This window comes from Streptomyces monticola, assembly GCF_042665355.1.
In the GTDB taxonomy this organism is placed as follows: Bacteria; Actinomycetota; Actinomycetes; order Streptomycetales; family Streptomycetaceae; genus Streptomyces; species Streptomyces monticola.
The window spans coordinates 54,646-65,817 of record NZ_JBHTCF010000017.1 but is presented as its reverse complement, the minus strand read 5'-3'; the positions used below and the strand labels follow the sequence as shown (position 1 = coordinate 65,817).

General features: G+C 70.7%; 8 protein-coding genes. 3 read left to right on the top strand and 5 right to left on the bottom strand.

The window, feature by feature from the left end; genetic code table 11:
• The first annotated feature begins 125 nt into the window (after positions 1-125).
• The 3 genes from ACFQVC_RS31375 (at position 126) to ACFQVC_RS31365 (ending at position 4,959) form a co-directional block, all read left to right on the top strand.
• Entirely contained in the window at positions 126-1,082 is a 957-nt protein-coding gene (locus ACFQVC_RS31375) for a bifunctional riboflavin kinase/FAD synthetase (RefSeq protein ID WP_381836956.1), read from the top strand.
• A 272-nt stretch (positions 1,083-1,354) separates the two neighbouring features.
• Positions 1,355-3,412 carry a hypothetical protein gene (locus ACFQVC_RS31370; protein ID WP_381836954.1) on the top strand — a complete coding sequence of 686 codons (2,058 nt, stop codon included), beginning with the start codon at positions 1,355-1,357 and terminating at the stop codon, positions 3,410-3,412.
• Complete coding sequence (locus tag ACFQVC_RS31365; RefSeq protein WP_381836952.1) at positions 3,406-4,959, top strand: ABC transporter substrate-binding protein; 1,554 nt, start codon at positions 3,406-3,408, stop codon at positions 4,957-4,959. Before ACFQVC_RS31370 ends, ACFQVC_RS31365 begins: the two co-directional genes overlap by 7 nt.
• Before the next feature lie 48 nt (positions 4,960-5,007).
• Here ACFQVC_RS31365 and ACFQVC_RS31360 read toward each other — a convergent pair whose 3' ends face one another.
• The 5 genes from ACFQVC_RS31360 to ACFQVC_RS31340 form a co-directional block, all read right to left on the bottom strand.
• A complete protein-coding gene (locus ACFQVC_RS31360) occupies positions 5,008-6,039 on the bottom strand; it encodes an oligopeptide/dipeptide ABC transporter ATP-binding protein (RefSeq protein WP_381836950.1) in 1,032 nt (343 codons plus the stop codon).
• Positions 6,032-7,027, bottom strand: a complete 996-nt coding sequence (locus ACFQVC_RS31355) for an ABC transporter ATP-binding protein (RefSeq protein WP_381836948.1) — start codon at positions 7,025-7,027, stop codon at positions 6,032-6,034. The genes ACFQVC_RS31360 and ACFQVC_RS31355 overlap by 8 nt, the downstream gene beginning before the upstream one ends.
• Complete coding sequence (locus ACFQVC_RS31350) at positions 7,024-7,950, bottom strand: ABC transporter permease (RefSeq protein WP_381836946.1); 927 nt, start codon at positions 7,948-7,950, stop codon at positions 7,024-7,026. Before ACFQVC_RS31350 ends, ACFQVC_RS31355 begins: the two co-directional genes overlap by 4 nt.
• On the bottom strand, positions 7,947-9,044 hold the full coding sequence (locus tag ACFQVC_RS31345; protein ID WP_381836944.1) for an ABC transporter permease: 1,098 nt from the start codon (positions 9,042-9,044) through the stop codon (positions 7,947-7,949). Before ACFQVC_RS31345 ends, ACFQVC_RS31350 begins: the two co-directional genes overlap by 4 nt.
• 118 nt (positions 9,045-9,162) lie before the next feature.
• On the bottom strand, positions 9,163-11,031 hold the full coding sequence (locus tag ACFQVC_RS31340; RefSeq protein ID WP_381836942.1) for an ABC transporter substrate-binding protein: 1,869 nt from the start codon (positions 11,029-11,031) through the stop codon (positions 9,163-9,165).
• Positions 11,032-11,172: the final 141 nt, after the last annotated feature.

Here is an 11,172-nt window from a genome sequence, read left to right as displayed (position 1 = left end):
GTGGCGGGGCGGTGGCCCGCAACCCCCGGGACACCTGGCCGATGCCAACCGCGGGGCACCGGCATGGCACTCTTAGACCTGCGCAATCATCAGGACGTACACAGGTTCGGCGAGGAGCAAACACCGTGCAGCGCTGGCGTGGCTTGGAGGACATCCCCGAGGACTGGGGACGCAGCGTCGTCACCATCGGCTCCTACGACGGGGTGCACCGCGGACACCAGCTGATCATCGGCCGTGCCGTCGAGCGCGCGCGTGAGCTGGGTGTTCCCTCCGTCGTCGTCACCTTCGACCCGCACCCCAGCGAGGTCGTGCGGCCCGGCAGCCATCCGCCGCTGCTCGCGCCGCACCACCGGCGGGCCGAGCTGATGGCCGAGCTCGGCGTGGACGCGCTCCTCATCCTGCCGTTCACCACCGAGTTCTCGAAGCTGTCGCCCGCCGACTTCGTCGTGAAGGTGCTCGTCGACAAGCTGCACGCGCGCGTGGTCGTGGAAGGCCCCAACTTCCGGTTCGGCCACAAGGCCGCGGGCAATGTCGGCTTCCTGGCCGAGCTCGGCGGCACGTACGACTACGAGGTCGAGGTCGTCGACCTGTTCGTGAGCGGGGTGGCCGGGGGCGGCGAGCCGTTCTCGTCCACGCTGACCCGGCGGCTCGTCGCCGAGGGGGACGTGGCCGGGGCCGGGGAGATCCTCGGGCGCCCGCACCGGGTCGAGGGTGTCGTCGTGCGCGGCGCGCAGCGCGGCCGTGAGCTGGGCTTCCCGACCGCCAACGTGGAGACCCTGCCGCACACCGCGATCCCTGCGGACGGGGTGTACGCCGGGTGGCTGCACGCGGACGGCGAGGCGATGCCCGCGGCGATCTCGGTCGGCACGAACCCGCAGTTCGACGGCACCACGCGCACAGTAGAGGCGTATGCGATCGACCGGGTCGGCCTCGACCTGTACGGGCAGCACGTGGCCGTGGACTTCCTGGCCTTCGTGCGCGGCCAGTTGAAGTTCGAGTCGGTCGACGCGCTGCTTGTGGCCATCGCGGACGACGTGAAGCGCTGCCGCGAACTGATCGAACGGGCCGAGCGCCCGGCGTAGCGGACCGGCCGGCGGGTGCGTCGGTCTGGTGGGGTGCTGCTCGGCGGGGTGCGCCGGTCTGGTGGGGTGCTGCTCGGCGGGGTGCGTCGGTCTGGTGGGGTGCTGCTCGGCGGGGTGCGCCGGTCTGGTGGCTGTTGCCTGGCGGGGTGCGTCCGTGGCGGGGCGGGTGGAGTCGAACGTAATTCCTGAACTGCGTTTCTCCCGGCGGGATTTGCGGCATCCTAGGCGCACATGCGAGGGCCGGGTCCACATCCGATGGCCGAGGGGGAGCTGTGCCGCGGGATGCCTGGGCGGGTACGTCGCAGCGTGATCTGCTGCTGTCCCGCTGGGTGCAGGAACATCTCGCTCGCGACGGGAGCACCGAGGGGGCGACGCCGCCGCTGCTTCTGCTCGGTGGCCGTGGCACCGGCAAGACCACTCTGCTCGCCCATCTGAAGTGGCTGGCGCAGCACACCCATACCGCCGCCCTCGACATGGCGCAGCTCGACGACGGGCGGCGCGGCACCGCCGACGTACTCGCCGAGATCGCTTTCCAGCTGAGCGCGGCGACGCCGAGCTTCCCGGCTCTGCGGCTGCCCACGTCCGGGGCGCTCGCCCTGGCCCTGGCCGCCGAGACGGATCCGGGCAACAGGGCACGGGCGGTGCAGCAGATCCGTACCGCGCTCGACGAGGGCAGGGCCGAGGAGGAGTCCGACGCCCTGTATCTGTCCATCCTGGAGACGGCCGCCACCGTGGCGGGACTGCCGCCGCTGGTCATGGCCGCCTTCCCGCTGGTGCGCGGCGGCAAGCGGCTGTGGGGTGTCTCCAGCGGCAAACGCAAGCTGTGGCGGGCGGTGCGCGGCCTGGGCTCGGTCACCCCCGCCTCGCCCGACGAGTTCCTCACCGGGCTCAACCACGGCTTCCAGCACGGCACTTCGGCCCAGCGCGCCGAGGCCGAGGAAGTGCTCCTGCGGGCGTTCCTCGACGATCTGCAGCGGGCGTACGAGGACGGCGAGGGGCAGGAGCGCACCTGGCGGTGTCTGGTGCTGCTCGACAACGCCGAAACCCCGCTGGGCAACGCCTTCCTGGAGGCGCTCGACGCCGTCCGGCACGCCCGCGGCGCCGCCGACCCGCTGGTGCTCGTGGCCGCCGCACGAAAGCGCCCCCAGCTCCTCGTCAACCGCGAACCCGGCCTGGTGCCGCACGGCGCCTACCTGGAGTGCTGGCGCACCGCCGACGACGAGGGCGGCGCCGCCGTCGCTCCCCGGCGGATCGGCGGGCGTCTCGACGTCGCGCAGCTGCGGCCCCTCGACCGGGACGAGGTCGGCGAGTTCTCCGCCCGCGTCGTGCACGCCCTGCCCCGCGAAGCCGTCCACGGCATCGCGCGCCCCGCGGCCTGGCTCGGCCGGGTCCTGCACGAACTGACACGGGGTCAGCCGCTGGCCACCGCGGCGGCGTTGACGGCGCTTGTCTCCTACGGCGAGCAGGAGCCGCTCGTCGCGCGGGTGCGGGGCGCGTTCACGCCGGGCAGCCGTCACACCATCGGGCAGCAGGTACTCGACGCGCTCCTCGGCGATCTGTCGCCCGCCGTGCGCCATGTGCTGCCACGGGCCGCGGCAGCCGTCGCGCCGGGGCAGGCCGTCGCCGCCAACGGCCTGTGGGGCGGCGGCCTCTATCTGCACGAGCGGGTCGCCGAGCTGGTCCGGGACGATCTGCGCACCGAGCCCGCGCTGATCGACGGCGAGGCGGCCGCGGTCTTCCCCGATGTCGTACGCCGCCTTCTGCTGCAGGAACTCGCCCAGGTACACGGCGACAACCCGCCGCTGGAACCAGCCACTTGGAGCGGTGCGTACGAAGTCCTCAGGGCCGCCGTGTCCGCCCCCGGCGGCACCGGGGACGCCCGCGAGGAGGCGTACTGCCGGCTCGCCCAGGGCGAACTGGCGGCGGCCACACGCTATCTGTACGACGCCTTCCAGGAGGTCCGCGACGGCACCCTGGACGCCGCGGCCTGGTGCCGTGCCCTGTCCTGGGTGCAGCGCGCCCCGCGCCGCACCCTGCACACCGCCGTCGACGCCGGACCCGAGTACGAACGCCTCGTCGCGCAGGCCGAACGAACCGTACCCGCCGAGCAGTTGGAGATAGCCAAGCTGCTGATCGCGGGGCAGCTCACCCTGCATCCGCAGACCGACCCGTACGCCGGACTGTGGTCCGATCCGCTCGGCGACCCCACGGGGCAGCTGCACGGCGTGATCGTGGAGCAGCTGGAGCGGCTGCGCGGGCAGCTGCGGGGCTTTCGCCAGTGGCAGACGTTCGACGACCGCATGCGGCTCTACCGAAAGGAGCCATGGTGACGGGTCCCACGGTCCCCCCGCCGCCCGCACAGGGGCAGCCCCCGGTGCCGCCGCGGGCGCCACGGCCGAAGTGGTGGTACGTCAAGTGGGCTGTGCCCGCCGCCGTGTTGGTGGCGTACGCCGTCTACTTCCTGGCCGGTTCGAGCTGGGGTACACAGGACTACTGGTTCGACCGGTGCGCCGACGGCGTGTGGGAGGAGGGGCCGGACGACGAGTGCGTGGGCGTCACCGACGGCGCGTACACCTTCGACGGCTCCCTGAAGGACGTCACCCGGCTCATCCACGAGGAGAACGAGGCCGTCGAGGAGTCCGGCAAGCCATGGGTGTCCGTCGCCTACGTCCAGCCCGTGACCCGCGGCTCGCGCGGCAAGGAGGACGAGTCGGCGCGGCAGGAACTGGAAGGCGCCTATCTCGCCCAGTACGAGCTCAACCGCACCGAGGAGGGCGGGCCGGGTGACGAGCCGCAGATCAAGCTGCTCCTCGCCAACCCGGGTGCCGGGGCCCGGCAGTGGGAGCCCCTCGCGGACCGGCTGATCGGGATGAAGGACGACGACGAGCACCGACTGGTCGCGGTCGCCGGTTTCGGTCCGTCCCTGGACACCACGAAGCTCGCCGTCGACAAGCTGCGCAAGGCCAAGCTTCCGCTGCTCGGGGCCACCTCCACGGCGGACGGGCTCACCGACGAGGGCGAGATCGGCTTCTTCCGCGTGGTCTCCCCGAACCGTGGTGAGGCCGCGGCGGCCGCCCGTCACCTCAGGGAACGGCAGCGCCAGAAGGGCGGCTACCGCGTCGCCGTCGTCAGGGACCGCAACGGCCAGGACATCTACAGCCGTTCGCTCCACACGGGCTTCTCCGGTGCCGCGGACAAGCACGGCCTCAAGCTGGAGGATCTGGGCCTCGACTACGACTCGGGAGCGCCCGCCACCGCCAACGCCTTCGCCTCCATCGCCGAACGCGTCTGCCGCGAGAAGCCCGACGCCCTCTACTTCGCCGGCCGCGGCCGTGAACTGCGGGAGTTCATCACGGCGATGGCGGCCTGGGGGCAGCGCTGCCGGACCACCGTGCTCACCGGGGACGACGCCATCGGCATGTTCTCCGACGTCGAGGAGGACAGCGCCCGCAGAGACCGGTTCGCCAAGCGCTGGCGGCTCAGCAACGTCACCGTCCTCTTCACCGCCCTGGCCCACCCCGACCTGTGGCGCGGTGGCTACCCGACCGGTGAGGACGGCGACCCCATCCCCGAGTTCAGCACGCGCTACACCCAGCAGACCGGTCGCGGCCCCGAGCAGCTCGACGACGGCGAGGCCCTCGTCGTGCACGACGCCCTGTTCGTCGCCGGCAGCGCCATCAGGGACGCCGGGCCGCGCACGGTGAGCTCGGGAGCGGTGCTGCAGCTGCTGCTCACCGTCAAGCAGGGCAACGAGGTGAAGGGCCTGAGCGGGCCGATCCGCTTCGGCGACAGCGGAGATCCCGTCGACAAGCCGCTGCCGCTGGTGGAGCTGAAACCGTCGGGCGAGCATGCGTTCCGTGAGGTGCTGCGGCCTTAGGTGTTCCTTTGGGGTACGACGAACCGCACCGGACTTCCCCCAAGCCGCTCAGCCGCTCGCGCCCGCCTTCGCCGCCGCCCAGTGGCAGGCCACCTGCGCCGTGCCCGCCGCCGAAAGGACCGGCAGCTCCTTCGTACGGCAGGACTGCGCGACCCCCGTCCGTTCCGCCTCGCCCGACGCGAGCACCTGGCAGCGCGCGTGGAAGCGGCAGCCGGGCGGGATGCGTGTCGGGTCCGGCGGCTCACCGGTCAGTACCACCGGCTCGCCCTGCGCCTCCGGGAGGACGGACAACAGCGCCTGGGTGTAGGGGTGTTGGGGCGAGGTGAGGACCTCTTCGACGGTGCCCGTCTCGACCACCCGGCCCAGATACATGACGGCGACCCGGTCCGCGATGTTCCAGGCGAGCCCCAGATCGTGCGTGACGACGAGGGCCGACAGGCCGAGTTCTTCGCGCAGCGAGAGCAGCAGCGCGAGGATCTCGCCGCGCACGGACGCGTCGAGCGACGCCACCGGCTCGTCCGCGACGATCAGTTCGGGGTCGAGGACGAGGGCGCCCGCGATGACGACGCGCTGGCGCTGGCCGCCGGAGAGCTCGTGCGGATAGCGCAGGAAGAACCGCTCGGGCGGCCTGAGCCCGGCGCGCGACAGGGCCTCGGCGACCTTGGCGCGCTCGTCGCCCGTGTAGCCGTGGATGCGCAGACCCTCGGCCACGGCCTCGTAGACCGTGTGCCGCGGGTTGAGGGAACCGCTGGGGTCCTGCAGGACGAGCTGGACGCGGTTGCGGTACGCCTTCAGCGCGCGGCTGTCGTACGCCAACGGGGCGCCGTCGAAGCTCACTTGGCCCGTGGTCGGTTTCTCCAGGCCGAGCAGGGCCCGGGCCAGGGTGGTCTTGCCGCAGCCGGACTCGCCCACCAGGGCCACGATCTCTCCGGGCGCGATGTCGAGATGGACGCCGTCCACGGCGCGGGCCTCGGGGGAGCCGCGGCGGCCCGCGAAGGTGACCTTCAGGTCCGCCGCGCCGAGCAGGGGCGCACCGCCGGACGCCGCCGTGCCCGTGGAGCCGGCTACCGGGTCAGACATGGATACACGCCGCCTTCCAGTCATCGGATCCCCGCAGTGCCTGGTCCTCGGTGGCGCACCGCTCGACGACCGCCACCGGGCACCGGGGATGGAACGTGCAGCCCGTCGGCAGGTCCAAGGGGTCGGGCGGGTCGCCCGCGAGGCCGCGCGGTGCGTGCCGGGACGCGGGGTCACCGATCCGCGGGAAGGCCGCCGACAGGGCCTTGGCGTAGGGGTGGCGGGCGTTCTCGTGGACCTGGGCGGCCGGGCCCTCCTCGACGACGCGGCCCGCGTACATCACCGCGAGCCGGTCGCAGGTGTCGGCCAGGACCGCGAGATCGTGGCTGATCATGATCAGGCCCACGCCCTGTTCGGCGACCAACTCCTCGATCAGGCGCAGGATCTGGGCCTGGATCATCACATCGAGTGCGGTGGTCGGTTCGTCGGCCACGATCAGGCGCGGGTCGCAGGCCAGGGCCATGGCGATCATCACGCGCTGGCGCTGGCCGCCGGACAGCTCATGGGGGTACGAGGCCGCGCGGGCGGCGGGAAGGCCCACCTGCTCCAGGAGTTCGGCGACGCGCTTCTTGGCGCCGTCGGGCCCCGCCGTCCGGTGGATCAGCATGGGCTCGGCGATCTGGTCGCCGATCCGGTGCACGGCGTTGAGCGAGTGCATCGCGCCCTGGAACACGATCGACGCCCCCGCCCAGCGCACGGCCCGCAGCCGCCCCCACTTCATGCCGAGCACGTCCTCGCCGTCCAGGAGGATCTCACCGGAGATCTTCGCTCCGGCGGGCAGAAGGCGTAGCAGGGCGAGCGCCAGGGTCGACTTGCCGCAGCCCGACTCGCCCGCGATACCGAGCTTGCTGCCCGCCTCCAGGGTCAGGTCGACGCCACGGACGGCGGCGGCTCCCGAGCCGTAGGTCACTTCGAGATTTCTGACCTCGAGCAGGGGCGTGGTGTTCCGGGGTGCCTCCGCGGCGCCGGCGGATGCGGTGTTCGTGCTCAACGGGACGCCCCCAGCCTGGGGTTGAGGACCGACTCCACGGCGCGGCCGCAGAGTGTGAAGGACAGGGCCACCAGGGCGATGGCGAGGCCGGGCGGCATCACGTACCACCACTTCGTGGTCGCCCCCGCGTCCCGGGCGTCCTGGAGCAGGCCGCCCCACGAGGTGACCGTGGGATCGCCGAGGCCGAGGAAGGCGAGCGTCGCCTCGGTCAGCACCGCCGAGGAGATGACCAGGGTCGTCTGGGCCAGGACGAGCGGCATGACGTTCGGCAGGACGTGCCGCGTCATGATGTGCGTGTGGCCGCCGCCGAGGGCGCGGGCCCGCTCGATATAGGGCCGGGACTCGACGGCCAGGGTCTGGGCGCGCACCAGGCGGGCCGTCGTGGGCCAGGTGGTGACGCCGATCGCCAGGATGATCGTCCAGATGGAGCGGGACAGGACACTGGCCAGGGCGATGGCGAGGACCAGGGTCGGCATGACCAGGAACCAGTCGGTGATCCGCATGATCACCGTGGCGTACCAGCCCTTGTAGTGGCCCGCGGTGATGCCGATCAGGGTGCCGATCGCCACCGAGAGCGCCGCGGCGAGGAAGCCCACGGTGAGCGAGAATCGGGCGCCCCAGATCAGCAGCCCGAGCATGCCGCGGCCGTCCTTGTCGGTGCCGAGGAGGAACTCGCCGCTCGGTGCTTCGAGCGGCTGCCCCGGCGCCTTGGTCACGCTCTGCACATCGGAGCCGACGAGCACCGGCGCGAGCAGGGCGAGCAGCACGAACAGGGCCAGGGCCGCAAGACCGAACAGGCCCGCGCGGTGGGTGCGGAACTCCCGCCAGAAGCGGGCCGCGGAGTGGCGTCTGCGCTCCCGGGCCAGGGCGCGGGGGCTCTTGGGAGCGGCCTCGGTGCCTGTGGAAGCGGAGGTCTCGGTCATCGGCCCACCCGGGGGTCGAGCAGCGGATAGATCAGGTCGGCGAGTGTGTTCATCAGGATCACACCGGCCGCGAACACGAAGAACAGGCCCTGAAGGAGCGGCAGATCGGGGATGGAGAGGGCTTCGTAGAACAGGCCGCCGAGGCCCGGCCAGGAGAAGACCGTCTCGACCAGGATCTGGCCCGCGACCACATGCCCGAGGTTGACGAACATCAGCGTCACGGTGGGCAGGAGCGCGTTGGGTACGGCATGGCGGCGGCGTACGAGAGCGTCGCGCAGGCCCTTCGCGCGGGCCGTCGTCAGATAGTCGCTGCCCATCTCGTCGAGCAGCGAGGAACGCATCACCAGGAGCGTCTGCGCATAGCCGACCGCGACCAGGGTCAGCACGGGAAGCACCATGTGGTGGGCCACGTCCAGGGCGTGCGCGAGCCCTGTGGAGCCGTCGCCCGACTCCATCAGGCCGGTCGGGAAGACGCCGGGGATGAAGCCGACGCCGACCGCGAACACATTGATCAGCATCAGGCCGAGCCAGAACGACGGCACCGAGTACAGGGTGAGCGACAGGCCGGTGTTGAAGCGGTCGCCGATGCGGCCGCTGCGCCACGCGGAGCGGGTGCCGAGCCAGACCCCGATGAGGGAGTACAGGACGAAGGCCGTGCCGGTGAGCAGCAGCGTGGCCGGCAGCCGGTCCCAGATCAACTCACCGACGGGATCATGCAGTTGGTACGAGTTGCCGAAGTCGCCCTGCAGCGCCTGGCCGCAGTACTGCGTGAACTGTTCCCACAGCGGCTTGTCGATACCGAACTGGCGGCGCAGCGCCTGCAGTTGCTCGTCGGAGACGGCCCGGCCGTGCGTGATGGTGCGCACCGGGTCGCCGGGGATGATGCGGAACAGGAAGAAGCTGGTGACGAGCACGGCGAACAGCGAGACCGCCGCGCCGAGGAGTTTGCCCGCCACATACCGCAGATACGCGGTGGCGTTGCGGGCCCGTGGTCCGCGGGCCGACGGCCCGGCCGCAGCCGGGCCGTCGGGACCTGGACCGTGCGGACCGTCGGGGTCCGCGAGCGCCGTGGTGCTGGTACTGGCGTCGGTCATGTACGGATCCGCCTCTTCGCGGTGTCAGAAGCACTGGAGCACTGGAGCACTGGAGCAACGGGGCGCTGGAGCAACGGGCGCTTGAGTGCTGGCGTGCTGGAGTGCTGGTCGGGGAGGGCTATTCCCGCTCTTCCGCGGTGGAGCGGCGGCGGAGTGCGACAAACGCCCCGGCACCGAGGAGCAGGACGACACCCGCGGCGATACCGATGACCACGCCGGCCGACGAACCGCCGTCGGACGTGTCGCCGGAGTCCGCGGGGACGGCCGACCACCAGCTCCAGTAGCCGTCCTGGCCGTAGATGTTGCCCGCGTCGGACGGCATCGTGGTCACGGACTTGATCTGGTCGGTGCGATAGGCCTCGACGGCATTGGGGTACGCGATGATGTTCATGTACCCGGTGTCGTAGAGCCGCGACTGCATCTGCTTGACGAGGTCGGCGCGCTTGGCCGGGTCGTACTCGGCCTGCTGCTTCTGGTAGAGGTCGTCGTACTTCTTGTCGCAGATGAAGTTGTCGGTGGGCGAGGTGGCGCCCGGCTTGGACGGCAGGGCCCCGCAGATGTGCAGGGACAGGACGTAGTCGGGGTCGGGGTTCACCGACCAGCCGTCGAAGGCCAGATCGTATTCGCCCGCGTACCAGGGGTCGGTGACATTGTCGAGGCACTGCACCTCTAGCCCGATACCGAGATCGCCCCACCATTCCTTGAGGTAATTCCCGATGGATTTGTCGATCGGGTCGGTGGCGTGGCAGAGAATACGGAAGTCGAGCGGCTTTCCGTCCTTGCCGACGCGCTTTCCGTCGCCGTTCTTCTTGTAGCCCGCCTCATCGAGGAGTTGGGCCGCCTTCTTCGGGTCGTGCGCGAGTTTCTGGTCCGCGCCGGGCTTCCAGAAATAGTCGGAGAAGCGCGGCGGGATATAGCCCTCGCCCTCCACGGCGTGCCCCTGGAAGACCTTGTCGACGATCTTCTTGCGGTCGATGGAGAGGAAGAGCGCCTGCCGCACCTTCTGGTCGAGCAGTGCCGGATGTCCGTTGCCGAACTTCTTGCCGTCCTTGGTCCGCGCGCCCGGGTTGGTGGCGAGCGCGAAGAAGCGGCGGCCGGGGGCGTCGTTGACCTTGACGTTCGGGGCGTTCTTGAGGTCGGCGGCCTGCGCCGGGGTCAGCGAGGGCTGGCCCGCGACAAAGGACACCTCGCCCTTCTTCAGGGCCGCGACGGCGGCGTCCTGGTCCTTGTACGTCTTGAAGACCAGCTCGTCGAACTTGGGGGCGCCGCGCCAGAAGGACTTGTTCGGCTCCAGCTTGACGAACTTGTCCTTCTTGTAGCCGGTGAGGACGAAGGGGCCGTTGCCGACGATCGGGAACTTCTCGTCGTTGCCGAACTTCGAGAAGTCCTCGACCTTGTCCCACTCGTGCTTGGGCACGATCGGCACATCGATGGCGGTCATCGTGGCCTGCGGCTTCTTCAGCTCGACGACCAGCTTGTCCGGCGAAGGGGCCGTCACCTTCTTGAAGTTGGCGACATAGCTGGCGCTGATCGTGGCGGCGCCCTCATCCGTCATGATCTTGTTGAACGTCCAGGCCGCGTCCTCGGCCGTCGCCCGCTTCCCGTCGGACCACTTGGAGTTCTTACGGATGGTGAACGTCCAGGTCAGCTTGTCCGCCGACGGCTTCCACGCGGTGGCGAGACCCGGGACCGTGTGGTTGTCCTTGGGGTCGTAGTTCGTCAGGTACTCGTACATGAGCCGGTGGATGCTCGTACTCACCAGACGCTGGGCGAGGAACGGGCTGAGCGAGTCGACACTCTGCGCCACCGCGACCGTGAGGGTCTTCTTGCCGTCGCTGTCGGCCTGCGCCTGCTCGGGCGCGGGGTTGAGCGGGGAGGCGAGGCCGGCCGTCAGCGTGAGGGCGGCGGCGCCTGCGCCGCACAGCAGACGGGCGCGGCGGCGGATGCCTCGGCGGGGCGGTGGGGCTTGCTGATCTCTGGTGTCCATGGGGCAGTTGACCTCACGTCGGACTTGCGGAACAGCTCTCAGATGAATGAGCTGTGTGTCTATCAGCGGTGGTCTAAACATGTCAACGGCGAATGAACCCCGCGTGGCCTGCGGGAACGCACCTGTTATGACGCCGAGTTG